The following is a 25,321-nucleotide window of genomic DNA, read 5'->3' as shown; positions in this document are numbered from 1 at the left end:
TCACAGGTTCAGTGACTTCTTCAGCCCTTCACCAAAACCAATACGGCAAAAACTTCGGTGTGGGTTCGATCATGAGTTCCAGGTGGTAGGTGATCGGGTTGAAGAAAAACATATCCAGTATCAGAAAAGCCGCTACGCCAAACGACAGCGTTATGAACTCGCGATAGGGATGCTCGGCGAAGTACTGGTGTTTACCATGGTAGACACTCAACAGCGCAGACAACCCCAGGCCCACGCCCAGGTAATTAGGCTGTAACGGAACATCGGCGAAGTTGTTGTAGACCAGCACCGCCACCAGCATACCCAACCCCAGCAGGGGCAGCTTCAGGCAGACGTTGAGCAGGCCGTTTTTGGCGCGGACGAAGGCGGCTTCCTTGCTGACGAAGAGGTAAGCGGCCAGCAATGAAATCGCCGGGATGATTGCCAGGATGTAGCGTGCTTTCTTGGAACTCGGAAGAGTGAACAGCACCAGCAGCACTAGCAGCCAGCCGGTTAGATAGCGCAGCAGGTCGATGTTTCTATCGCGGTTCGAACGGAAGAACAGTTTGTACTTCTTGAGAATGACGTTGATGGCGTAAAACACCGTGATGCCGTAGGTCAGCAGACCTGCCGAGAAGTAGAAGTAATAGCGTGGCGCGTGGTCGGAACCGAAGCGTGCGATGCCCTGCATGTTCAGCACTTCGTCGAGGAACGCTGGCCCTCCTTGCACGTAGGCCGCCCAGGCCAGTAACACCACCCCAACAGTCAGAATCACCCCCGAGAGCAGTGAAAACAGCAGCAACATGCGCCACTGCCGGCTCAGTAAGTAATAAGCGCCAATGACACTCGCAGGTCCGATCAAGCCGATAGGCCCACGAAAAGCGAAACCCAGTGCCAGCCCGACATACAGAAACACCAGGCGGCGCGAGTCTTTTTTGATCTCGGCCGTATAGGCAAAGTAGAAGCACATCACCGTTAACAGCGCCGGATAGATATCCAGTGCCAGCGAGTTGACGCCGTCGAGAAAAGCCCAGGTCAGCAGACTGAAAAGAACGCCGTACGCCCCCCACTTCTTGCTGTGCAGCGCGCCCAGTCGATAAATGAATACCAGCATCAGCGACGCGGCCACGCAGGACGGAAAACCCATGGAAAGAACGGATATCCGGCCGAATGGCAAGGACACCAGGTAGACCAATAAGGTATTGAGGACCGTGTAGTCGGGATAGGGTTTGAGGTCTTCGGCGATCGGGAACAGTGTGATGCCGTGCAGCAACATGTAGTCGGCAAAGTCGACAAAGCGTGTTGTGTAGTTGAGGACCGCGGGTTTGTATTGCAATGCCATGAACACGGCCAGTGTCATGAAAAAAATGCTCAGGCATGGGTTTCTCGTAATCAGTCCCGTCAACATTCCAGCCCGCGAAGTGCGCTCTACAACAAGCGGGGCATCATATCGATCCATCGTTAACCCTTTAGTGAAGTTGTTCTTTTGACCGCAATCCTGACAGTCCGGTGACGCCTGCATTGAACTTGTGTGTGGCGCGAGATTGATGTTGAGCCTGGCCCGCGGCGAGGACTATTCAAGCATGACGGCCCTAAACACACCCTGAACAAAACCAATTGAAGTCAACAGGAAAACCGTATTAACAACGCGTGTCGAAACGGGCTTTGTGCATTTCAATGATTGAATGCCAGTGATACAAGGCCGGCTAGATGACGCGTCCTTTCTTCGACGGCGAATGATCGGCCGGCCCGGTTCTGGCGGTTTGCAACAATCGGGCGAACGCCGCTTTGTCGATGGGCCGACTCATGAAATAACCCTGCACCTCATTGCATTGATCCTTGCCCAGAATCGCCAGTTGCTCCTCGGTTTCCACGCCTTCGGCGGTCACGGTCAGGCCCATGGCTTTGCCCAGGCCGATGATCGCCTGGACCACGGCGCGATCGTTGGCGCCGTTGCTGATCGAGGCGATGAAGCGCTTGTCGATCTTGATCCCGTCGAACGGGTAGGCGCGCAGGTAGCCGAGAGACGAATAGCCGGTGCCAAAGTCGTCCATGTTCAGGCGCACGCCGAGTTGCTTGAGCGCATTCATCGTGGCCAGCGCGCCGTCGGTGTCGACGAGCATCACGTTTTCGGTGATTTCCAGTTCCAGACGACTGGCCGGGAAACGGGTCTGGATCAGCGCTTCGCGAACGTCTTCGACGACATCGCTGAGGGCGAACTGTGCCGGGGACAGGTTGACTGACAGGAGGATGTCTGACGGCCATTCGAGTGCGGTTTCACAGGCTTCGCGCAACACCCAGCGCCCCAGCGCCACGATCAGATCGGTCTGTTCCGCCAGGCCGATGAACACGTCCGGTCCCAGCAGACCCTTGGTCGGGTGCTGCCAGCGCACCAGCGCCTCGACCGAGACGATGTGCTTGCCGTCGACGGTGTAGCGCGGCTGGTAATGCAGGATGAATTCGTCGTTTTTCAGTGCGCCGCGCAGGTCGCTTTCCATTTGCCGGCGGGTCTGGATCTGGTCGTTCATGTGCGCTTCGAAATAGCACCAGGTGTTTTTGCCCTCGGACTTGGCCTGATACAGCGCGATGTCGGCGCAACGGATCAACTCGCTGGGCACGAAGCCCTGGCGGCGGCTCAGGGCGATACCGATGCTGGCCCCGACGTGCAACGGATGGTGCTCGAAGAGCATCGGTTGATGCAGGCTCTCGACCAGCCGGGTACAGAACCGGTCGACTTCCTGCCGAGTGTCCATGCCATTGAGCACCACGACAAATTCGTCGCCACCCAGGCGTGCGACGATGTCGTGCTCGCGGGTGCATTCGCGCAGACGACTGGCGACTTCCTGCAACACCGCATCGCCTGCCGGATGGCCGAGGGAGTCGTTGATCGGCTTGAAGTTGTCCAGGTCGATCACCAGCAGCGACAGCGGCGGCGCGTGCTCCTTGAGCAGCAGCGCTTCATCCAGATAACGCGCCAACTGGTTGCGATTGGGCAGGCCGGTGAGGGCGTCGTGCATCGACAGGTGCTGGATCTGCGCATGGGCGGCGACTTCGTCGGTGATGTCGCTGGCGGTGCCGCGATAGCCGACCACGGTTTGCTTCTCGATAATCGGCCGCGCCGACAGTCGACAGTGGCGTTGCTGCCCGGCGTGATCGCGGTAGGTGCAACGCAAGTCGCTGGCATTGCTGTCCTCGGTGAGTTTCTTCAGCCACAGCTCCAGCGGCGTGGTATCGCACGACACCAATTGCCCAATGCCCTGGCCCAGCCACTCGCTTTGCGGGTAGCCGGTCACCTCGCTGAAGCGCGCCGAGAGATAGGTCAGGCGCAAGTGCCTGTCGACTTCCCAGATCCAGTCCGACGCCGCTTCGGCGACCGCGCGAAAGCGTTCTTCACTGGCTTCCAGCGCATGGTTGGCCGCCTCCAGTGCCTGATTCGAAGCCTGCAGCGTGCTGAAACTGTGGTCGACGTAGGTTGAAGACCGCACGGCGTGACGCAAGAAATAGGCGGTCAACAGCATCAGCACGGCCAGCACGGCGCCGAGGGTTGGCAGCAGTGACCACAGCAGTTGCTGCCCGGGTCGTTCCAGATCCGCTATCAAGCTGTAACCGGTGCTGTCCAGCGGTACTCGTGGTTGTTCTTCGGCAAGTTGTCCGTCCGGAGTCAGGGTCAGGTTGCTCAGGCCATAAGCGACTCCGATCACCCGCAGTTTGGCGGGCGTCAGCTTGTCGACGAACACCAGCACCGAGGTCTGTGTCGGATCGCCCACTGGACGTTCGTCGTTGGGCAAAATGGCCGCTGCCGTCACCAGCGCCGGCCAGCCGTCGAACAGTGAGTAGGTGCTGACAGGCACCGTCAGACTGGATTGGCTTTGCACCTGATCAATCAGTGAGGCGGCAGAGACCTCGAGCCAGCGCGAGATGTCACCTTCTTTCTGTTGCCCTTGCACCACAGCGTATTGGGTCCCCTGTCGATTCAACACAAAAACACCGTCATAACCGTCGGTGGTGAACAGGGTTTTGCCGATATTTTGCTGGTTGTACGCCCAGTCGGTATCGACATGTGGATGCAGGTGTTCGTAGGCCGTGTTCCAGTCAGCGTAACTGGAGATGTAGCTTTTGGAGGCGACGATGCGATTTTCCAGGGCGCGGGCCGTATAGAAACGGGTTTGCTCGACATCCTCGCGATCCAGGCGGGCAGCAATACTGAGCAGGGTGCCAATCGCAGCAATCACCCCGACGACGAACAGCGTGCCGACCGCAAATGCCAGGCGGCGGGTAATGGCGCTTTGCTGAGGCGGAACCGGCGTGGCAGGAGCGAAACTGTCCATATGCTCGTCCTTGGTAGCTTGGGTTTGCTCATCTGGAACAGCGGCCCGAGCGCATTGTTCAATTTGTTGTTGGCAATGACGCTGCGGCGGATGTCTCAAGCGTAGTGAATGCGCGGGGATTTTGCCTTTGGCGCAACTTCATTGCGCTCTGAGCAACTGCCCCAAGACCTCCAATTCTCCTTTCTCCACATCCGACACCAGCACGAAACGCATATGAGCGGCCTGCCACGAGACCACGTTGAATCCCCGCACGCTGCGACTCTGCACGGCTTGGTCCGCCTCGTTCGTCGGCAGGATGAACAGGTTGATGATGTGCTTGGCATGCCCGTAGCTCAGGGCGGCGGTGGTCTGGTGTTGCAGGTAATCCAGACGCCCGCCAAGCAAGGGGAAGCCTTGCGCCGTGTAGTCGAATACCGGGGGCGAGAAGTCGAGTTTGCCGGTGAACCACGGTTTGACGGTGTGGCGATCGGACGACACCACGTCGTTGAGGTGTTCGCCCATCAACGAGCGTACGTGGCTGGAAACGGCCTCGTCGATCAAGGGTTGCTCGCTGCCGGGAGTGGCGACATACAGCACCAGCGCCAGAGCCAGCGCGGCGGCGGAAAAGGCCGGGGCCAGCCATTTTTGCCAGCGCTGGATGAACCTCGGCTCAGGTTTGTCTGCGGCGAACACGCTCGCCGCGCATGCGGCGGGCGCCGGGTAGTAGGGTACATGGCGCTTCACGCTGACCTTGAGCAATTTCGCTTGCTCGTGCAGCTGCGCGCATTCGGCACAGGTGCTCAAGTGCGCGGTCACCTGCGCCGCCGTCGCCGGATCCAGTTCCTGATCCAGATAGCCGTGCAACTGTGTCTGGCAAACCGCGCAGTCGAGTTCATTCATGATCGTGCAACTTCAATAGTTCGAGCTTGAGCAGGGCACGTGCCCGGGCCAGTCTGGACATGACGGTGCCAATCGGAATATCGACCACCAGGGCGATGTCCTTGTAAGGCATGTCTTCGAGTTCCTTGAGCACAATCACCTCGCGAAACACCGGCGGCAGGGCACTCAACGCCTGCTGGAGCAAGGCGGCATTTTCCATGTGAATGGCCAGCAGTTCCGGGGTCTGGCTGTGGCTCAGCGGGCCTTCGTCAGCGACCCGGTCGTCATCGATGGCGACCCAATGGCGCCCGGCCGAAGCCTTGAGCCAGGTGTAGCTTTCGTTGCGCACGATGGTCAGAAACCACGCCTTGGCGTTGCCGTCGGCGAAACGTTGCAAAAACCGGAAGGCGCGCAGGGCGCTTTCCTGCACGACGTCGCGCGCAGCGCTGTCGTTGCCGGTAAGCCAGCGCGCAAGGTTGTAGGCCGCGTCCAGATGGGGCGCAATCAATTCCTCAAATCGCTTCATGGTCGGTTCCGCACCGTCACCCCCCTGTAACCGCGCTGCGGCAGGTTTTATTCGCGCAAAAAGATTTATTTTTTGCCGTGGAATAAAGCCTCACGCCACAAGGTTTACCTCGTGTCAGCTACCTCACTGTAGTTCGCCCGCGAGGACACATCGATGGACATTCAAGCAAAACACCCGCTGCGCACCGACGGCCCGCTCAACCCGGACCGGCGAACCCTGCTCAAATGCTCGGCGTGGGCCGGGGCCGGGGTTCTCTGGGCCCTGAGCGGCGGCATCCCCAAAGCCTTTGCGCTGGATGACGCAGGCAACGTCAGCGATCCCAAGGCGCTGGACAGCACCTTTCACTTCGTGCAGATCAGCGATTCGCACATCGGCTTCAACAAGGAAGCCAATCCCGAACCGGTCAAGACCTTGCAGGTGGCCATCGACAAGGTCATCGCGCTGCCCAGACGGCCATCGCTGATCTTGCACACTGGCGACATCACCCACCTGTCCAAGCCCGAGGAATTCGACACCGCCGCACAGTTGCTCAAGGGCCTGCCATCCACCGTGCATTACGTCCCCGGCGAACACGACACCCTCGACGAGGGTGGCGGCAAGCTGTACCTGGAGCGTTACGGCAAGGGCACCAAAGGCAACGGCTGGTATAGCTTTGATGATCATGGCGTGCATTTCATCGGGCTGATCAATGTCTTCAATTTCCAGGCCGGTCATGAAGCCACCCTCGGCGCCGAGCAACTGGCCTGGCTGGCCGATGACTTGCGCGCAGTCAGCAGCAGCACGCCCATCGTCGTGTTCACCCACATCCCGTTGTGGACGGTTTATCAGCCGTGGGGCTGGGGCACCGAGGACGGCGATCAGGCGATCGCGATGCTGCGCAAGTACGGCTCGGTGACGGTGCTCAACGGGCACATCCATCAGGTGATCCAGAAAGTCGAGGGCAACATGACCTTCCACACCGCCCGTGGCACCGCCTATCCGCAGCCGGCACCGGGTGCCGCACCGTCGCCGGGGCCGATGACGGTGGCGGCGGATCAGCTGCGCAATTACCTGGGGATCACCGACGTGCGCGCGACCCAGGGCGATCACCCACTGGCCCTGATTGATTCGACACTGGTGTGACGGAGGGTGAACCGATGAAAACGCGACTGTTGGCGCTGATGTGCCTGTTGCTGGCGATACCGGTGTGGGCAGCGGAAGTGAAGATCGACATCAAGGAATTCATGTTCGCCCCCAAGGACCTGACCGTGGCCGTCGGCACCAAAGTGACGTGGGTCAATGATGATCAGATCCCGCACACGGTGGCGGAAACCCACAAGGTGTTTCGCTCGGGTGCGCTGGACACCAATGACAGCTTTTCCTGGGTATTCGATACGCCGGGGGCGTTTGAATATTTTTGCGTGTTGCATCCGCAGATGATCGGCAAGGTGGTGGTGACGCAGTGAACTGGCTCGTGATCTGCTGAATACGTACCGCAAAGGTGTCGCTGGCCTGAGTGTTACTCAGCTACCAATCTGCACCTTTGCGGGGCTTGCCATGGGCTATCGGGTAGCACTGTTCTAGCTTCGGGCGGCAGCATTAAATCGCTGTTCGTTATGAATTCGTGAGTTAAATCATTCAAATCAAGCGCTTGGCCCGGTGCGGAGAAATCTGGCATGCATCGTGCTTTTTTTGCATCAGTGGATAATTGGATACAAAAAGACAAAAGGTGCTGCCATGCAATTCGCTCCTGCCTTCGATCAACGTCAACCGATGACCGCCGAAGAAGAGGCCTACAAGTTTCTGTTGGAGGGCATCTGTGGTGGTCGGTACCGCAAGGGCGACCGGTTGATCGCCGAGGACATCGCCAGTGAAATCGGCATGAGCCGCATGCCGGTGCGCGAAGCGTTTCGCCGTCTCGATGCGCAGGGTCTGGTGACGCTGAGGCCCAATCGCGGCGCGGTGGTCAGTGGGCTGGATGTCGAGCAGATGCATGAGGTGTTCGAGATGCGAAGTGCGCTAGAGGGCCTGGCGATTCGCATCGCGGTGCCCAAAATCAGCGAGCGTCAGTTGACGGCGCTGGAACGGCTTCTCGATGAAATGGATGACTACCGCGACGAGAGTGCGGCGTGGGTCAGCCGCCATCGCAAGTTCCATGAATACCTGTGCAGCCTCAGCGAACGCCCTCGGTTGCTCAAGCAGATCAGCGCCCTCTACGCGCTGATCGAAGCGCCCATGCGCCTGTGGCTGCAGCACATCGAAAAGCCCCTGAGCGCCCGCCAGGAGCACCAGATCATCCTTGATGCGATTCGTGCCGGCGACGCCAGCAAGGCCGAAGCCGTGGTGCGCGAGCACATCGAAGGCACGGTGCCCGAGCTGATCAAATTTTTGCAATCAGAAAAATAACCACAGAGCGGAACACGAGTCCGCCGATGTTTTGACGTTGAGTACTGCCCCGTTACTAACCGAACTGGAGTGTCTGGTCATGCATACGTCTCGCCTGTTACTGGCTGCAATTTCCCTCGGACTCTGTTCGCAATGGGCGCTCGCCGCACCCACGGTGCCGGAGCGTCTGGTCAAGGTCGACAAACTGACCTATTGCTCGGGCATGGATTCGCCGCCGCTGGTGTCTTTCGATGAAGCGCAAAAGCCCAAAGGCCTGACCGTCGACCTGGGCCTGGAAATCGCCAAGCGCCTGGGCGACAAGAAGGTCGATTGGCGGGTGATTCCGTTTTCCGGACTGCTCCCGGCCTTGCTTGCCAAACAGTGCGACATGATCGTCGACCAGCTGTTCGACAAGCCCGAGCGCCGTGAGGTGATCGACATCGTCAACTACATGTATTCCAGCCAGGCAGTCGTCGTGCCCAAAGGCAATCCGAAGGCGCTGAAAACCCTGGCGGATCTGAGCGGGCACAAGATCGCGGTGCTTAATGGCTCGACCATCAAGACCTTGCTCGATGCGGAAAATGAAAGCCTGACCAAGGCCGGCAAGCCACCGATGAAACTGGTGGTTTACAACACCGACACCGATGCCTTCCAGGCCTTGCGCATCAACCAGGTCGACGCTTACGGCACCACGGTGGAAACCGCCGGTTATTACGCGGCGATGGCTCCGGATCTGTTCGAAGAAGGCGTTCCGGCCTTCAGCCGGATTCTCACCGGCCTGGGCATCCGCAAGGACGATGCGCAACTGAGCGCTGCGGTACAGCAGATTATCACCGACATGCGCAGCGACGGCAGCTACAACCAGCTTCTGAGCAAATGGCACGTTTCCAGCGACACACTCGATTGAGGTAAGCGTTGATGAACTTCAATTGGGATGTGTTCTGGCAATACCTGTTGCAGCCGAGCGGGGTTTATCTCACCGGGCTCTGGCTGACCTGTCTGATCAGTGTGCTGGCAATGCTGCTGGGCTGTGTGCTGGGGTTGGCCGCTGCATTGTTGCGTTTGTCGAAGAACCCGTTGCTGCATCTGCCCGTGCGTTTTTATGTGTGGCTGATGCGCGGCACGCCGTTGCTGGTGCAGATCGTTTTCCTCTACACCGCGCTGGCGGCGGGCGGGATTTTTCGCTTCGAAGACATTGAGCTGTTCGGGCTGGTGGTGCCCGGCAACATCCAGGCGGCGATCATTGCTCTGGGGCTCAACGAAGGCGCGTACATGGCCGAGATCATCCGCGCCGGGATCGGCGCCGTGGACAAGGGCCAGTACGAGGCCGGGCGTTCGCTGGGCATGACCTTCGCCAAGCTGATGCGCCGCATCGTCCTGCCGCAAGCGTTCCGGGTGATCGTGCCGCCGCTGGGCAACGAGTTCAACGTGATGCTGAAAAACACCACGCTGGTCAGCGTGATCGGCGTGCAAGAGCTGTTGCTCAGCACGCAGATGGTCACCTCGGCGACTTTTCGGGTGTTCGAGTTGTACCTGGTGGTGGCGATTTATTTCCTGTTGCTTACCACGCTGTGGGGCTTCTTTCAGCGCTGGCTGGAGAACCGCTTCGGTCAGTCCGACCGACCTTCTTCGCCGCCGCCGGCCTCCAGTCGGATGTTCGGTCGCAGCACTCTGAAACTGCTGAGGGGACGCTAAGCATGGCGCAGCCAACTGACGAACTGATCATCGAAGCGCTGAACATTCACAAGTCTTTCGGCGATCTACAGATTCTCAAGGGCATCTCGCTGCAAGTGCGCCGTGGCGAAGTGGTGGTGCTGATCGGCGCTTCGGGCTCGGGCAAAACCACGTTTATCCGCTGCATCAACCTGCTCGAAGACATTCAGGGCGGGGAGATCCGGGTCAGCGGTCGGCCCATGGGCTATCGCACCCGGGCGGACGGCAGTCTGGTGCGCGACTCGGAGCGCAACATCGCCCGCCAGCGCCGCGACATCGGCATGGTGTTCCAGCGCTTCAACCTGTTCCCGCACATGACCGCTCTGGAAAACATCATCGAAGCACCGATTCAGGTGTTGGGTGTGCCACGCCAGGCTGCGCTGGAACAGGCGCGAGCCTTGCTCAAGCGAGTCGGGCTGGCAGACAAGGCCGGGCATTACCCGTCGATGCTTTCCGGCGGCCAGCAGCAACGAGTGGCGATCGCCCGAGCGCTGGCGATGAAACCGCAGGCGATGCTGTTCGACGAACCCACCAGCGCCCTCGACCCGGAAACCGTCGGCGAGGTTCTGCAAGTGATGAAAGAGCTGGCCGAGGAGGGCATGACCATGGTCGTGGTCACCCATGAAATGGGCTTTGCCCGCGAGGTCGCCGACCGGGTGGTGGTGCTCGATCAGGGCGAACTGATCGAACAAGGCCCGCCGGAACAGATCTTCAGCCGTCCGACTCATCCCCGAACCCAGGCCTTCCTCAGCCGCGTGCTGTGAATTTCACAAGGACATCGACGATGCGTTTATCGAGTGTGTTTGCGGCGCTGTGCTGCGCCGCCGTGGTCCCCATGCTTCAGGCCGCCGACTCGGTGGTGAAGGTCTACAACTGGTCCGATTACATCGGTCCCGACACGCTGAAGAACTTCGAAAAGGCCAGCACGATCAAGGTTCAGTACGACATTTTCGACACCAATGAAATGCTCGAAGCCAAGTTGCTCTCTGGGCATTCGGGCTATGACGTGGTGGTGCCGTCCAGCCAGTTTTTGTCCAAGCAGATTCGCGCCGGCGCCTATCAGCCGCTGCAACGTGGATTGCTCGATAACTGGAAGCACCTCGACCCGCGTTTGATGCAACGTCTGCAGGCTGCCGACCCCGGCAACCAATACGCCGTGCCGTACATGTGGGGCACGGTAGGCATCGGCTACAACGAGGAGAGAGTCCGCGCCGTGCTGGGCAAGGATGTGCCGCTCGATTCCTGGTCAATGGTGTTCGACCCGCAGAACCTCGCCAAGCTGAAAAGCTGCGGCGTGGCGTTCCTCGATGCGCCGGTGAAGATCATTCCCCAGGCCCTGCTTTACCTCGGGCTGGACCCCAACAGCGTCAAGCCTGAGGATTACAAGCAGGCGTCGAAACTGCTGATGACGTTGCGGCCTTCGGTGACCTATTTCAACTCGTCGAAGTACACCGCCGACCTGGCCAACGGCGACATTTGCGTGGCGATCGGCTATTCCGGTGACGTGATGCAGGCCCAGACCCGGGCGCGCGAGGCGGGCAAAAACATCGACATTCGTTACCTGATTCCCAAGGAAGGCGTAAACCTCTGGTTTGACATGCTGGCGATCCCCAAAGACGCCGCTAACGTCGCTAACGCCCATGCGTTTATCAATTACCTGCTGCGCCCAGAGGTGATTGCACCGGTCAGCGATTACGTCGGCTACGCCAACCCGAACAAGGATGCCACGGCGCTGATGGATCCGAAGGTCAGCGGCAATCCGGGGATCTACCCGACTGACGATGTCATCAACCACGCCTTCGTCTCCGCCGATCTGCCGGAAAACATCCAGCGTCTGATCACCCGCGAATGGAACCGGATCAAGTCCGGCCAATGAATTGCTGATTTGAAGAGCCTTTGCCATGTTGAAATTTTCTGCTCACGAATACCCTTATCCGTCGCAACGCCAAAGCGTCTTCGCCCGTCGTGGCATGGTTGCGGCGTCCCAACCTTTGGCCGCGCAGGCCGGTATCGAGATGCTGCAAAAGGGTGGTAACGCGATCGACGCCGCCATCGCCACGGCGGCGGCACTGACCGTGGTCGAGCCTACGGGGTGTGGCCTGGGCGGCGATGCGTTTGCGCTGGTCTGGTTCAAGGATCAGTTGCATGGCCTCAATGCCAACGGCCATGCCCCGGCCAGTCTGAGCATCGAAGCGGTGAAGACGGCCGGCCATGAGCAAATGCCGTTGTATGGCTGGACGCCCGTGACGGTGCCCGGTTGTCCATCGGCCTGGGCCGAGCTGTCGCAACGTTTTGGTGTGTTGCCGTTCGCCGATTTGCTGCAACCGGCGATCAGTCTGGCCAGAGACGGTTTTCCGCTGTCGCCGGTGGTTGCCCATCAATGGCAGATCGCGCTGGATGAATTCAGTCCCTATCGCAATGAAGGGCTGCAGGCCTGGTTCGACACGTTCTTGATTGACGGTCGCGCGCCCAGGGCCGGAGAGATTTTCCGTAACCCGGCGCAGGCGCGAACCCTCGAAGAACTGGCCCTCACGCGTTGCGAGAGTTTGTATCGCGGCGATTTGGCGCAACGCCTGGATGCGCATTCGCGGGCAACGGGCGGCTATCTGCGCGCCACGGATCTTGAGCATTACCGCGCGCAGTGGGTCGAGCCCATCCACGTCAATTATCGCGGCGTGGATGTCTGGGAAATCCCGCCGAGCGGGCAGGGGCTGGTGGCGCTGATGGCGCTGAAGATTCTTGAAGGTTTCGACTTCGACCACCGTGACAGTCAGCAGACTTGGCATCGCCAGCTGGAAGCGATGAAGCTGGCCTACAGCGATGGTCTGCACTACATCACCGATCCGCTGCACATGCGCGTGGCCGTGGCCGATCTGTTGAGTGACGGCTACAGCGCCCGCCGCCGTGCTCAGATTGGCGATCAGGCGCAGCCGCCGAAGCCGGGCGATCCACACGCCAGTGGCACGGTGTACCTGGCCACCGCGGACGGGCAGGGCAACATGGTCTCGTTCATCCAGAGCAATTACCACGGCTTCGGCTCCGGCGTGGTGCTGCCCGACAGCGGCATTGCCCTGCAAAACCGAGGGCAGGAATTCAGCCTTGATCCCGAGCATGCCAACGCGTTGGCGCCCGGCAAAAAGACCTTTCACACGATCATTCCCGGCTTCCTCACCAAGGACGGCCAGGCGCTGGGGCCGTTTGGCGTGATGGGCGGCTACATGCAGCCGCAAGGCCATGTGCAAATGGTCATGAACCTGGTGGATTTCGGCCTGAACCCGCAGTCGGCACTGGACGCGCCGCGCTGGCAGTGGCTGGGCGGGATGAAGGTCGGCATCGAGCAGGGCGCTTCAAGGGATCTGGCCAATGCGTTGGCGCGTCGTGGACATGAGGTGCAGATCGCCAGTGACCTCACGGATTACGGACGCGGGCAGATCATTTTGCGTGATCCGGTGACGGGTGTGCTGTGTGGCGGGACCGAGCCGAGGGCGGATTCGCATATTGCGGTTTGGTAGAGACGGCAGGTACTCGTCAGGTCAGGAGCACACACTTTTTCACAAAGACCTCCCGGGATCCAATCGATGGCAGAATCTCCCTGACTTGACTGTTTTGGAGAACACCATGCTTCGTGTGTTTGAACGAAGACTCGACCCTTTCCCGCCTGACGAGCTGCCACCGCCGCCCAACGGTCTGGTCAGGTTTCTCTGGGCCTGCACTCGAGGGGCACGCGGCTACGTCCTCGCGCTGGCGTTGCTCAGCGCCGCCGTGTCGGTTTATGAAGCCTGGCTGTTTTCCTTCCTCGGCCAGGTCGTCGATCTGCTCTCGACCTGGCAGGCGGGCGGGGAAGCGGCCGCGCAGGAGCGTCGCGTGTTGTGGGGTATGGGCATCGTCATGGTGCTCAGTGTCGGGCTGGTGGCATTGCGTACCATGGTTCAGCACCAGATTCTGGCAATTAACCTGCCGCTGCGCCTGCGCTGGGATTTCCATCGGCTGATGCTGCGGCAAAGCCTTTCGTTTTTCTCCGATGAGTTTTCCGGACGGGTCACGACCAAGGTGATGCAGACAGCGCTTGCCGTGCGCGACGTGCTGTTCACCATGATCGAGATCCTGCCCGGGATTGGCGTGTACTTCATCGCGATCATCGCCTTGGCCGGCGGTTTTGCGCTGAAGCTGATGCTGCCGTTTCTCGCGTGGGTCGTGTTGTTCGGGCTGGCCATGGGATATTTCGTGCCGCGCCTGGGCAAGGTCGGCCAGGAGCAGGCCAATGCGCGCTCGATGATGACCGGGCGTATTGCCGACGCGTACACCAACATCACCACGGTGAAGTTGTTCTCCCACTCCAACCGCGAAGCGCACTTTGCGCGGGCGGCGATGGAGGATTTCAAGCAGACCGGTTTTCGCCAGATGCGTCTGGTCAGCCTGTTCGAGATCGTCAATCAGGCCCTGGTGGTGGCATTGATCATGTCAGCGGGCGGCTATGCCCTGTGGCTGTGGCACCAGGGCGATGTCGGCGCCGGCGCGGTGGCGGCGATCACCGCCATGGCGTTGCGGATCAATGGCATGTCGAACTGGATCATGTGGCAGATGACCTCGCTGTTCGAAAGCATCGGCACCGTTCAGGACGGCATGGCGACCCTGACCCAGGGCACCAAGGTGCAGGACGCGCCGGATGCCGGCGTGCTGGTGACCTCGGGCGGCGCAGTGACGTTCGACAAGGTGAAATTCAATTACGGTGGCGAGCGTCAGGTGCTCGATGGCCTGAGCCTGAGCATCCGTCCCGGGGAGAAGATCGGTCTGGTGGGCCGCTCCGGTGCCGGCAAATCGACGCTGATCAACTTGCTGCTGCGTTTCTACGATGTCGACAGTGGCGAGATTCGTATCGACGGCCAGAACATTGCGCACGTGACTCAAGACAGCCTGCGCAGTGCCATTGGCATGGTCACGCAGGACACTTCGCTGCTGCACCGCTCGATTCGCGACAACATTGCCTACGGCCGGCCCGATGCCACCGACGCGCAGATCCGCCGTGCGGCGGCCAACGCCCAGGCTGACGAATTCATCAGCCAATTGAGCGATCGCCAGGGTCATACCGGTTACGACACTCTGGTGGGCGAGCGCGGGATCAAGCTGTCCGGCGGCCAGCGCCAACGGGTGGCGATTGCCCGGGTGATGCTGAAGAACGCACCGATTCTGCTATTGGACGAAGCCACCAGTGCGCTGGATTCGGAGGTTGAAGTGGCGATTCAGGAAAGCCTCGACGACATGATGCAGGGCAAGACCGTGATCGCGATCGCGCATCGACTGTCGACGATTGCAGCGATGGACCGGCTGATTGTCATGGATGACGGACGCATCATCGAGCAGGGCACCCACGCCGAATTGCTGGAGAAAAACGGCGTGTATGCACGGCTGTGGGCGCATCAGAGCGGCGGCTTCCTAGGTGAGGACAAAGGCGTGATCGAGGCGGTGGATCAGGCCTGACCCACCGACGTTGCTCGTGCCGTCGGGGCAGGGTGACGCGACGTCATCAGGCCGATAAAGGAGATTGCCAGCGCCAGACCAATAGTGGTGGTGACTTCAGTGCGGTGCTGCGGGGTGATCATCATGACCGCCAGCGCCGCACAGATGAAGCCGATCACCAGCCACGTCAGCCAGGGAAACAGCCACATGCGGAAGGTCAGCTCGACCTTGCGCTGTTGCAATATCCGCCGCATGCGCAGCTGCGACACCGCAATCGCCAGGTACACCAGCAAGGCAATCGCCCCGGAACTGGCCAATAGAAACTCGAACAGCCCGGCGGGCATGAAGTAGCTCCATACGGTGATCGACGCGCCCAACACGGTGCTGGCGATCACGGCGGCCCGCGGCACACCGGCCGCGGAAGTCGCCTTCAGCGCTTTCGGTGCATCGCCTCTACGACCGAGCGAGTACAACATGCGCGAGGCAATGTAGATCGAGGAGTTCATGCAACTGGCCACGGCGATCAGGACGACGACGTCGACCATGAACTTTGCATTTGGAATGTTCATGATTTCCAGGGCGCGCTGATACGAGCCCACCGAGGCCAGCAACGGATCATTCCAGGGCACTACGGAGATGACCACGAAGATCGACAGCAGGTAGAACACGCCAATGCGCCAGATCACCGAGCGGGTGGCCTTGGCAATGTTCTGCGCCGGGTTATTCGATTCGGCAGCGGCAATGGTCACCGCTTCAGTGCCGATGAAGCTGAACATGATCGTGATGAAAGCGCCGACCACCGCCGACAAGCCGTTGGGCGCAAAACCGCCGTGCGTGGCCATCAGACTGCTCAATCCGCTGACTTCACGGTCGGGAACCCAGCCCATCAACACGGCAAAACCGACACCGATGAAGCCGATGATCGCCACCACTTTGGCCATGGCGAACCAGAACTCGAACTCACCATATTTGGACACGCTGAACAGGTTGGTCACCACCAGCGCAATGATCGATCCCAACGCGAACAGCCAGGCATCGACCTGCGGAAACCATTGGTTCAACACATGCCCGGCTGCCAGCGCTTCGATAGGAATGACCAGCACCCAGAACCACCAGTACAACCAGCCGATGGTAAAACCGGCCCAGCGGCCGATGGCCTGGTCGGCATAGGTGGAGAAAGAACCGGTGTCCGGATTGGCCACCGCCATCTCGCCGAGCATGCGCATGACCAGCACGACGAGCAAACCGGAAAACAGATAGGCGAGCAGCACCGCCGGCCCTGCTGCGGCAATGGCGTGCCCTGAACCGACGAACAAACCGGCGCCGATAATCCCGGCGATGGACAGCATTGTGACGTGACGAGGCTTGAAGCCCTGCGCCAATTGGCTACTCGAATCCATGGAGATCGGGCTGATCATCGGTATTTTTATTCTCTGCTGATCGACATTTAAGCGAATTGAACGGGCACCCGATCGAGCACCATCGTTGCCTGCTGAAACTCCCGAAAGAAGCCCGTCCAACCGCCGCAGTTCTTATCAACCCCATGATCCGAGCGGGGTCGTTTGATACGAAGACACGGCACCTTAGCCGGCCTTGTCGCTGATTCAGTAGCCTGATTGCGCCATGATCGTGTCTGATATCGACATGTGAATACCATGAGGTCGTACTGGAATTTTCTACGAATCTCTCAGCTATTCGACTGAACCGCGCGTCAGCCGGGAAAAAGATCGAGTCGAATATGTCAACATTCAGGGCGGTAGTTCAGACAGCGCCCGCCGGCGGGCGGCTGACTATTACGATGGGGGCTTTTGGACAGGGGCTATGCAATGGATCTGAAGTTCAGTCATGTAGATGTACTGGTCAATAATCTCGAGGAAGCCTGTGCATACTACGCACACATACTAAACGCCAGGATTTCCAAAACGCTTGTCTGGGAGCGGGGCGGTCTGCATGTCCGCTACGCGATTGCATTGATAGGTCAAGAACGTTTCATGCTGGTGCAACCGTTGGCAGGCAATCTGAAAGAGCTTTTGGATTCCTCGGGTGAAGGCATGATTTACCGCCACTGCTACTCAACGAAAGATATCGAAAAAGCCTATGACGAGCTGATGGACGCGGGTGTTCAGCCTCAAGACGAAAATGGAGCGCCATTGCCTCGCGCGAATCTGCAATCCCCGGCCGGCGCACGCATTATCTGGTTACCAAAGCGCTTCGGGCATTTTTCTATTGAGATACTCGAAGAAAAGGCGCTGGAAGCGTTTATCCAGACTGCGTTTATCTGAAAAACAGCGGCCACTCCTGGATCAGGTGACTTGGCAATGGCAGCGAGCGGCGTGGTGCCAATGCCGGCTTTTATTCGATTGCAGCCCTTCGCTAACAGGCAACAACTGGGATAGGTCGGCCAAAAGCAGCCGTTAGGGAAAGACGGATCTACAAAGCAGGCACTGCCTGCCATCGGATCAAGTTCGCTTGAGTTGGAACGCAATCTTAATCGCGGCTTCAGCCTGGCCAGCGAGCAAAGCTATTTGCGGGGGGATGAGAACCTCGCCCCAAGACAAGTTTGTCGCGACGGACACAATCAAATGCAGCTCGTAATGGCGCCCGTTCAACTCGGTTTTGACCCAAGCAAGAGTGCTACCTAGAGTGTCAACTGTTACTGGGATAGAGATAAACCTGCTTTGGTCCGTCGGTCGCACACCGCCGCGACGACATTCAAAGTGAACAGCCATCCGTTCATAGGTTTGAGCGTCAATGCCATGCACGACGACGAAATAGTTTGAGCAATCATATTGGTCCACCGTAGTAATCATAAATTTACAGTCCATTGCAGAGACCAATCTGCGTTGATATCTAAGCAGCTAAAGTTTTCTTGGGGCCGGTTTCTGCCATTATCCATTATTGACTGACTGCCTTGTGTCCGTAATCAGTCGACCGGTTGAATCCGCAGCCAATAGCTGCCACCCACAAACAACTCTCTTCGGCCAAAAGCAGCCCGCCAGCAGCCAATAAATCTGCCATCCTCTCTCGCCACAAAGCGTTACTCACCAAGCCACCATTCAAGTACCGGCAGTTGCCGGGGCTCGCCACACACCGGGCGCGATACATTGCGCACGTGCCGGGCCCCGAGCCGCTCGTAGAAGGCTTGGGCCGACGGATCGGACTCCACCGACAAGGTGGACACGCCCAGGCCGCATGCCACAGCCAGTGCATGCTCCACCAGGCGTCGTCCGTGGCCTCCGTTCATGGCCGACGGGTCGACCCAGCAATGCTCCAGTTGCCAGCCATCCTCGTCGCGCTCCAACCCACAGAATCCCAGTAGCGGGCCATCCGCCGCGACCAGCACCGCGTAATGGCCGGTCAGTTGTGCCGGGGTTAACGTCAGCGCCGGTTCCCAGGCCTCCATCCACGCTTCGGGATAACCCCAGTGGGCCTTGCTGCGCCGGGCCAGGGCACTCAGCGCCGGTGCCTCCGCGCCACGGCATGGCCGCAGGATCGGCGTCTCGTCCTCCAATAACGCTCGCGCCGCCGGGTCAGTGGCCAGCAGGCTGTACTGGTGCAGGCTGAGGAAGCGCTCGTCCTTGTACTCCAACTCCCGCAGGGTTCCCTCAAACACGAAACCGAGCCGCTCCAGCAGGCGGGCGCTGGCGGGGTTTTCCGGCTCGACGTCGGCGTGAATGCGGTGCACGCCGAGGTTGCTCAAGGCGAAGCGCAGAAGGGTGGGCAGGCAAGCCTGCATCAGACCTCGCCCCCAGTAGTCCGGCATCAGCCAGTAGCCGATATCCAGGCAGCGATCGGCATGAGACCAATCATTGAAGCCACAGGCGCCCACCCATTCATCGCGCCCCGGCAGTGCGATGCCCCACCAGATACCCCGGCGTTCTTCCAGCAACGCGTCGTACCACCGCATCTGTTCGTCCGTCGCTTCGAGGCTGTTGTAAGACACGCCATAGTGGGCAATCACCTGCGGGTGAGACAGCCCGGCGAAAATCGCATCGACATCACGACGATGAATTCGCCGCAGCGTGCAGCGTGGCAGGAAAAACTCGGGGAAATCAGCAATAAGGTCCATCAAATTCACTGCGCCAGGTGAGTGCAGGAATACTCGCAGCAAAGTGGCCAGGCGCACAGATACAGTCAGGGAAGGGCTGGGCGTAACAGACTGACACTCATATCGAATTGCTGGGGAGGAAGGGCGTTTATGCGCGACGGCGGGCGCATCAGGTCGGAGCTTTTGGGTCTACAGTCTTGTGTATCGGGCACTGGAAGCAATTGAAATGAACCTGTCGTCTTCGCTCTCGCCGCCAAGGTATGTCAGTCTGCTGGGCTATGGCGGTTTGCTACCGTTTATCGGCCTTGTGCTACTCATCCTCACATCTTTGGAATATCGAATGTTTTGGGCGGTAGCGCTGGTCAACTATGGCGCTGTCATCCTCAGCTTCATCGGCGCCTTGCACTGGGGGTTCGCCATGTCAGTGCAAAACATGAGTGATGAATTGCGCCGCGACCGTCTTGTATGGAGTGTCATTCCGGCACTTGTCGCTTGGCTCAGCACGTTACTGCTGGTGCCAGTGGGTTGCTTGCTGTTGATCATCGGATTTGTCGTGCACTTCTGGCAAGACCGGCAGTTGGTTCGGGTTGTGAGCCTGCAAACCTGGTACCTGCCAATGCGATTGCGCCTGACGGCCGTGGCGTGTGTTTGCCTGCTGACTGGCGCAGTTGCTGTAGTCATTCATTCGTGAAACCGCGCCTGCCCGAATCGTCTGCAGTGAGAGCGTCTTAACAATCAACCGTTTTGATCATGGACGAGCAACTTGCCGCCTCACGACGGCAAGTTGCATCAGGCCCTACAAGGTAAACGACAGCGCAGAGAAAACCATCCCGCCGCTGCCCGCCCAGCCCATGCAAAACTGCCCGGTCTCGGCTTCGCCGCGACTCATCGCATCGAAGATGCCGTAGGGGATGGACGCGGTAATGATGTTGCCGGTTTTGTGCCCGACATGGTGCAGCTTGTGATCAATACCGATCAGTTGCCCAATGTGCTCCCACATCTTGGGTGAACCGGTATGAATAAATACTTTATGAACATCCGCCGCAGAGACGTTTTGCAAGTTGAAGACTTTTATCGCTTCGTTGCGGCCATCTTCATGCAAGGCTGCTGCGTAGGAATTGAATTGATACTGGCCGCCGGTCGGTGAAATACGCGGAATATCTTCCTCATTGCAGAACAGTTTCCAGTCCGGCAGGGAGATGGTCGACAAGTCACTCAAGTCCGGCCTGTTGATGTACGAGAACTTGAAGTTGCCGGGGGCTTCATGACTGAGAATGGTGACCGTGACAGCTTCGCCAATGGTAAAACTCGGAAACTTGTAAGCCAGTTCCGCCGACGACTGTAAAGAGAAGTTCTTGGGCATCACCGGCCCGCCAGCAGACATGCCAAATTCCATATTGACGATCGCCGCGTAGCGAATCTCGCCGGCCTGCATTTTACTGTTGATGACATCCATGGCGGTCACCCAGCCGTTGCAGGCGTCCACCACATCGAAGTTTCTGCAGCTCAGCCCCAGCGCCTTGGCGATGAACGTACTGTTGGCCGGCTCGATGAAGCCTCGCGTGACGTTCGGATAGATCAACAGATCCAGGTCGGCCTTGTCGATATTGGCCTGGGCGAGCGCGGAGTTGAACGCTGTCTCCATCAGTTCCATCGGCGTCTCGTCGGCGCCCAGCCAGTGCCGCGTGCCACTGCCGCTTTTTTCAAGCAACTTGCTGATGGTCTTCAAGGTTTTTGGCAAGTCTTCCTGGAAGGTATCTTTAGAGTGTTCCTCGACCAGGTTTATAACGTCTTGATTGCTGATAATGCGTGACGGGAGAATCCCGGACAGCCCAACTATTTTCATATGACTTCCTTGTTGAAAGTATGCATCCGTGGGCAATGGCTGCGGATGAGCAAACCCTTACTCATCCCTGTAAGGAGCCACTGGCGGCAATACTTTTAGCACAAAGAAAATGCGGATCAAGAAAGTTGTTGGTTATTTTCCTCAATCGAATTGAATCATGATCTGAGTCAATTTAACGCGTCATTCCTTATAAACGAGCGCATCCACCACAACCCCGAACGCGGACGAATGTTCACGACGATTCGGGTAGTAAAGGTGGTAACCGGCAAACGGTTGGCACCAATCCTCAAGTACGCGCACCAGTGTGCTGTTGGACAACTGGCTCATGACCATGTCTTCCGGCAGAAACGCCAGCCCGCAACCTGCCTCCGCCGCACGCAGGATCGGCATGCTGCTGTTGAACGTCCATTGCCCCTCGACGCGCGCCTTGAGTTCGTGACCGTCTTTTTCAAAATCCCATTGCATCAGGCTGCCGTGGGTGGGCAGGCGCAGATTGATGCAGTTGTGCGCAGCCAGATCGCTCGGTGCCTGCGGGATCGGTCGGTGCTTGAAATACTCGGGAGAACCCACTACCGCGATGCGCAATGACGGGCCGATCGGCACGGCAATCATGTCCTTCGCCACCTGATCGCCCAGACGCACGCCGGCGTCATAGCGCTGTGCAACGATGTCGGAAAGGGCGTAGTCGACGGTGATTTCGACCTTGATGTCCGGGTAAGCGGGCAGCACCTTCAACAGCTTCGGCCAGAGGATATTGTTGGCGGCATGTTCGGACGCCGAGATCCGCACATTACCGGCCGGGGTGTCGCGAAATTCACTGACCGCAGCCAGTTCCAGTTCGATCTCATCGAAGCGCGGCGCCATCGACTGATACAAGCGCTGGCCGGCCTCGGTCGGCGAAACGCTGCGTGTGGTTCGCGTCAGCAGGCGCACGCCCAGCCGAGTTTCAAGGGCGCGCATGGTGTGGCTCAGCGCCGACTGCGAGACGCCCAGCTGTGCGGCTGCGCGGGTAAAACTGCCTTCGCGGGCGATCACCACGAAGGCTTGCAGGTCGTTGAGGTTGGCGCGGGACATTGATGAGGGCCTCTCATGAGGGACGCGGGATTATTCCATGAAAGCAGGTTGCGCATGGATGCGCGACCCTCAAGGCGCTCATCACAGGGTGCGTGCGTAAAATTCGCTCAGCTTGCCAATCGCCGCATCAACATATTGCGGCACCCAGTAGGTTTCGATGTGCGTCGCGCCATCGACAATGAACACTTCCTTGTCCGTGGTGCCGGTGGCTTTGGGGAAGGCATCCTGAGTCATGTACAGGCTGTCGGCCTTGCTGCCGGCGATCATCAGCAAGGGTTGATTTATCAGTTCAATGTGGTCGGTGGCGTCGAAACGCATCAAATCCAGCAAGCTGCTGGTGGTGTATTTGAAAGTCGAGTTGGGGTGTGCGTGGGTTTTCCAATAGTACTCGTAGCCCTGGCGATAAAGTTCGAAGGGCAGTTTGGCTATCTGCTCATCGGTGAGGTTGGCATCGCCCGAATACAGCACCGCACCGCCGGCCGCTTCCTGCGCGCGGGCTGCTGATGCCTGTTGCAAACGTTGCTGGATGCTGTCGATTTGCGAGTCGTTGTAGCCGTTGCGGCGTACCCGGCCCGAGTTGAACATGCTTACGGTCGCCAGCGATTTGAAGCGTTTATCGGTTTGCGCCGCCGCCAACGAATAGCCGCCACCGCCGCAGATGCCAAGCAGGCCCAGACGCTTGTCATCGACACCGGCAAACTGGCTGATGAAGTCGGCCATGCCGTGGATGTCCTCGATGCGATACGCCGGTTTATCGATGCTGCGCGGCTGACCACCGCTGGCGCCCTGATAGGCCGCATCGGCCGTGATGGTGATGTAGCCCTGTTCCGCCAGGCGCTGGGCATACAGACCGGCAACCTGTTCTTTGACGCCGCCATTGGGGTGTGCAACGACCACGGTCGGGTAAGTCTTTTTCGCGTCGTAGTTGGCCGGGGTGTACACGTTGGCGGCGATGTCCAGACCATTGAGCGTGTACTTGACCGGGTGGATATTGACCTTGCCCGGTTCGTTCTTGCTGATTGCGCCGTCGTAGGCGAGGGTGAAAGGGTTCTTTTTGTAGTCGGCGGCCAAGGCCTCGCCCGCCGAGAGGCCGACCAATGCCGACATGAGCGTGGCTTTGAGAGTGTTCTTCACGTGAAGCTCCTGAGCAATCAATTAGGGCGGCAGTTGCAAAAGTGTTGGGGTCAGTCCAGCTGTTTTTCTTTGAGGAATTGCGCGACCAGGTCAGCGATCTGCACGTTGTTCAGATCCGACATGGGGAAGTGGGTGTTGCCGTGAATGCCAATCTCCGGCAGGTGGATCAGTCGCACATCACCGCCATGTCGATTGACCGCGTCACGCCAAAGCCGGGCCATTTTCAAGCGTGCGCGCCAACTGTCCTGAGCAGGCAGGTCGACGGCCTGTTCCGGGATGTTATCGCCGTAGAGGATCAGAATCGGAATGCGCGTCAGCGCCATGAATTGCTCCATGGGCACCGCTGCGCCTTGCACCGTGTCGAACGCGCTGGGAATCGGCGCCGGCACTTCACCGTCAGCAAACACGAAACTGCTGCCCGGTTCGAATGCCACGATGGCTTTGACCTTGTCGTTCTTGATCGCCGTCAACCAGCCCGGCCCGCCACCTTGCGAATGGGTGAACAAAATCCCCGGGCCGATTTTGTCGAACAGCGCCGACACGCCGTCGGAGACCACGCCCATGTCGAACGGCCCGGTGTTTGGCGTCATCGCCCGGAAAAACTGCTCGCGGGTTTGTGCGTCCTGTGCCACTTGTACGCCATTGAAGTAGTTGGGCCACAGGCCGATGCGGAACTGGTTGAACCACAGTTGTTCGTCAGGCACAGGCTTGAGTGTGGTCTCGACCATGCTGCGTCCGGCATCGCCACGCCGAGGCTGATCGATCAGATAGACGCCGTAGTGCCGGCGCAGAAAGATGTTCTGAAACCCCTCGCGGCCATCGGCAGTGGTTTCCCAGGTCTTGGAAAATTGCCCCGCGCCGTGCCACATGACGATGGGCAGTTTTCGCGCATCGACCGGGATCTGATAGAACGCGTAGGCGTGGTCACCGTGGTAAGTCTGGCCGTTGGGCGCCATCGGTTGGCGCGGTTTGAAAGTGCCCGGTGCCGTGATCATCGTTCCGCCAGCGGCGAAGCTGCCTTGCTTCTGGATCAGCAGCGGGCCTTTGGAAGGGTTTGCGCAGGCCGCCAACAGGCTCAACAGTGAGAGGCACAGCAAATGTTTTGCAGCTTTCATGTCATGCCCCCGAAGCTGCGAGGGCTTGGGTCAGCGCGGTGTCGGCACGTTCAGCCGTCTGCGCATCGCCGTGTTTTTTCAGCAGCTCGGTAACCTGGCGCAACTGTGCCGCGCTGAGACCGACGCGCAGGCTCGCCGCCATGTGCGAGCGCAGCTGCGATTCCACCCCAGGCGTGGCTGCCAGCGCCCCGACAGTCGCCAGTTCGCGGCTTTGCCAGTCGAGGTTGTCGCGCTCGAAGATGTCGCCGAACAAGTGCGTTTGCAGGAACCGGTTGATCACCGGAGCGAACTCGAACACCGGGCCTTTGACCGGGCCGCCGGAGATTCTGGTTTGATTCGCGGTGCCGGCGGCCAGCAGTTCGTCACCGGTCGGGATAGCGCGTCCCGGCTCGCGTCCCGGCGCATCATCGATGCCGCGCTGTTTGCGCGCCTGCACCACCGTCATCAGTTCGTTCAAGGCGTTGAGGCTGCGCGGGAAGCCCACATACGCGTAGAGCTGCACCAGAACTTCGCGGGTTTCGCTGATGGTCAAGCCGGCATCGAGTCCCTGGTTGAGCGCCGCGTTGAGGTGAGGCATGTCGCTGGTCGCCATGAAAGCCGCGATCAGTGGAATCGCTTGTTGTTGGCTCGACAATGTCGTTGCGCTGGCGGGTGTCTTGGTCATGGTTTGCGCTGCCTCGGCTGCTTGAGTGGTAACGCTGAAGATCGCCGCAACCCCCAGACAAAGCGCCATGAGTGCGGGGAGGGCGGTGCACTTGCGTGCGTCAGTGGTCATCATGAAAGGCTCCATCCATTGCAGGTCACTGCGGTGTTGCTGGATCGTACGGAGGATGGTGGTGGCGATTAACCCCGAAAAGGCGCATGGACTCCTGAGCAAAA

22 protein-coding genes are annotated in these 25,321 nt (G+C 59.3%); 11 read left to right on the top strand and 11 right to left on the bottom strand.

The genetic code is table 11. From position 1 onward, the window contains the following. Window positions 1–28: 28 nt before the first annotated feature. The 4 genes from AC193Q_RS06355 to AC193Q_RS06340 form a co-directional block, all read right to left on the bottom strand. Window positions 29–1,339: an ArnT family glycosyltransferase gene (locus tag AC193Q_RS06355; RefSeq protein WP_483879305.1), complete on the bottom strand. Its 1,311-nt coding sequence runs from the start codon at window positions 1,337–1,339 to the stop codon at window positions 29–31. A 346-nt stretch (window positions 1,340–1,685) separates the two neighbouring features. Beyond that, window positions 1,686–4,307, bottom strand: a complete 2,622-nt coding sequence (locus tag AC193Q_RS06350; RefSeq protein WP_483879304.1) for a bifunctional diguanylate cyclase/phosphodiesterase — start codon at window positions 4,305–4,307, stop codon at window positions 1,686–1,688. Between the two features lie 138 nt (window positions 4,308–4,445). After that, window positions 4,446–5,186, bottom strand: coding sequence for an anti-sigma factor family protein (locus tag AC193Q_RS06345; RefSeq protein ID WP_121185505.1), 741 nt, complete (start codon window positions 5,184–5,186; stop codon window positions 4,446–4,448). Next, the gene (locus AC193Q_RS06340) at window positions 5,179–5,691 is read right to left on the bottom strand and encodes a sigma-70 family RNA polymerase sigma factor (RefSeq protein WP_041064046.1); all 513 of its coding nucleotides are present in this window, start codon (window positions 5,689–5,691) and stop codon (window positions 5,179–5,181) included. The genes AC193Q_RS06345 and AC193Q_RS06340 overlap by 8 nt, the downstream gene beginning before the upstream one ends. A 153-nt stretch (window positions 5,692–5,844) precedes the next feature. Here AC193Q_RS06340 and AC193Q_RS06335 point away from each other — a divergent pair, with 153 nt between their 5' ends. The 9 genes from AC193Q_RS06335 to AC193Q_RS06295 all read left to right on the top strand — a co-directional run bounded on the left by AC193Q_RS06335 (window position 5,845) and on the right by AC193Q_RS06295 (window position 15,246). Beyond that, window positions 5,845–6,813, top strand: a complete 969-nt coding sequence (locus AC193Q_RS06335; RefSeq protein WP_086791274.1) for a metallophosphoesterase family protein — start codon at window positions 5,845–5,847, stop codon at window positions 6,811–6,813. A gap of 14 nt (window positions 6,814–6,827) precedes the next feature. Then, window positions 6,828–7,136, top strand: a complete 309-nt coding sequence (locus tag AC193Q_RS06330; RefSeq protein WP_121185503.1) for a plastocyanin/azurin family copper-binding protein — start codon at window positions 6,828–6,830, stop codon at window positions 7,134–7,136. A 271-nt stretch (window positions 7,137–7,407) separates the two neighbouring features. Next, a complete protein-coding gene (locus tag AC193Q_RS06325) occupies window positions 7,408–8,076 on the top strand; it encodes a GntR family transcriptional regulator (RefSeq protein WP_121185501.1) in 669 nt (222 codons plus the stop codon). A 79-nt stretch (window positions 8,077–8,155) separates the two neighbouring features. Continuing rightward, entirely contained in the window at window positions 8,156–8,962 is an 807-nt protein-coding gene (locus AC193Q_RS06320; RefSeq protein WP_041064034.1) for an ABC transporter substrate-binding protein, read from the top strand. Window positions 8,963–8,973: 11 nt separating this feature from the next. After that, the gene (locus tag AC193Q_RS06315; protein ID WP_027611757.1) at window positions 8,974–9,750 is read left to right on the top strand and encodes an amino acid ABC transporter permease; all 777 of its coding nucleotides are present in this window, start codon (window positions 8,974–8,976) and stop codon (window positions 9,748–9,750) included. Window positions 9,751–9,752: 2 nt separating this feature from the next. Continuing rightward, entirely contained in the window at window positions 9,753–10,532 is a 780-nt protein-coding gene (locus AC193Q_RS06310; RefSeq protein WP_239776879.1) for an amino acid ABC transporter ATP-binding protein, read from the top strand. A gap of 20 nt (window positions 10,533–10,552) precedes the next feature. Next, window positions 10,553–11,644, top strand: coding sequence for a polyamine ABC transporter substrate-binding protein (locus tag AC193Q_RS06305; RefSeq protein WP_483879303.1), 1,092 nt, complete (start codon window positions 10,553–10,555; stop codon window positions 11,642–11,644). Between the two features lie 25 nt (window positions 11,645–11,669). Then, window positions 11,670–13,280, top strand: a complete 1,611-nt coding sequence (locus AC193Q_RS06300) for a gamma-glutamyltransferase (protein WP_315437729.1) — start codon at window positions 11,670–11,672, stop codon at window positions 13,278–13,280. A 106-nt stretch (window positions 13,281–13,386) separates the two neighbouring features. Continuing rightward, window positions 13,387–15,246, top strand: coding sequence for an ABC transporter ATP-binding protein (locus AC193Q_RS06295; protein ID WP_121185491.1), 1,860 nt, complete (start codon window positions 13,387–13,389; stop codon window positions 15,244–15,246). Here the strand turns inward: AC193Q_RS06295 and AC193Q_RS06290 are convergent. Then, window positions 15,237–16,643: an amino acid permease gene (locus AC193Q_RS06290; RefSeq protein WP_121185489.1), complete on the bottom strand. Its 1,407-nt coding sequence runs from the start codon at window positions 16,641–16,643 to the stop codon at window positions 15,237–15,239. The two genes, AC193Q_RS06295 and AC193Q_RS06290, sit on opposite strands and share 10 nt — an antisense overlap. Window positions 16,644–17,051: 408 nt before the next feature. Here AC193Q_RS06290 and AC193Q_RS06285 point away from each other — a divergent pair, with 408 nt between their 5' ends. Continuing rightward, window positions 17,052–17,507, top strand: coding sequence for a VOC family protein (locus tag AC193Q_RS06285; protein ID WP_095669142.1), 456 nt, complete (start codon window positions 17,052–17,054; stop codon window positions 17,505–17,507). Window positions 17,508–18,262: 755 nt separating this feature from the next. Here AC193Q_RS06285 and AC193Q_RS06280 read toward each other — a convergent pair. After that, window positions 18,263–19,294 (bottom strand): GNAT family N-acetyltransferase, encoded by a 1,032-nt coding sequence (locus AC193Q_RS06280; RefSeq protein WP_239776892.1) that lies wholly within the window; start codon window positions 19,292–19,294, stop codon window positions 18,263–18,265. A 205-nt stretch (window positions 19,295–19,499) separates the two neighbouring features. Between AC193Q_RS06280 and AC193Q_RS06275 the strand changes: the two genes are divergently transcribed. Continuing rightward, window positions 19,500–19,964 carry a DUF3429 domain-containing protein gene (locus AC193Q_RS06275; protein WP_121185485.1) on the top strand — a complete coding sequence of 155 codons (465 nt, stop codon included), beginning with the start codon at window positions 19,500–19,502 and terminating at the stop codon, window positions 19,962–19,964. A 105-nt stretch (window positions 19,965–20,069) separates the two neighbouring features. Here the strand turns inward: AC193Q_RS06275 and AC193Q_RS06270 are convergent, their stop codons facing one another. From AC193Q_RS06270 to AC193Q_RS06250, 5 genes are all read right to left on the bottom strand, one after another. Continuing rightward, the gene (locus AC193Q_RS06270; RefSeq protein ID WP_041064001.1) at window positions 20,070–21,119 is read right to left on the bottom strand and encodes a 3-oxoacyl-[acyl-carrier-protein] synthase III C-terminal domain-containing protein; all 1,050 of its coding nucleotides are present in this window, start codon (window positions 21,117–21,119) and stop codon (window positions 20,070–20,072) included. 180 nt (window positions 21,120–21,299) lie between these two features. Next, window positions 21,300–22,193: a LysR family transcriptional regulator gene (locus AC193Q_RS06265; RefSeq protein ID WP_121185483.1), complete on the bottom strand. Its 894-nt coding sequence runs from the start codon at window positions 22,191–22,193 to the stop codon at window positions 21,300–21,302. A gap of 81 nt (window positions 22,194–22,274) precedes the next feature. Next, window positions 22,275–23,327, bottom strand: a complete 1,053-nt coding sequence (locus tag AC193Q_RS06260) for an alpha/beta hydrolase (RefSeq protein ID WP_047294467.1) — start codon at window positions 23,325–23,327, stop codon at window positions 22,275–22,277. Between the two features lie 50 nt (window positions 23,328–23,377). Further along, on the bottom strand, window positions 23,378–24,322 hold the full coding sequence (locus AC193Q_RS06255) for an alpha/beta fold hydrolase (protein ID WP_183082880.1): 945 nt from the start codon (window positions 24,320–24,322) through the stop codon (window positions 23,378–23,380). A gap of 121 nt (window positions 24,323–24,443) precedes the next feature. Beyond that, a complete protein-coding gene (locus AC193Q_RS06250) occupies window positions 24,444–25,220 on the bottom strand; it encodes a carboxymuconolactone decarboxylase family protein (protein ID WP_182401151.1) in 777 nt (258 codons plus the stop codon). Window positions 25,221–25,321: the final 101 nt, after the last annotated feature.

It is taken from the genome of Pseudomonas sp. F2 (assembly GCF_057174385.1).
The sequence above is the reverse complement of the archived record's forward strand: the minus strand, read 5'-3'. Positions and strand labels throughout refer to the sequence as shown.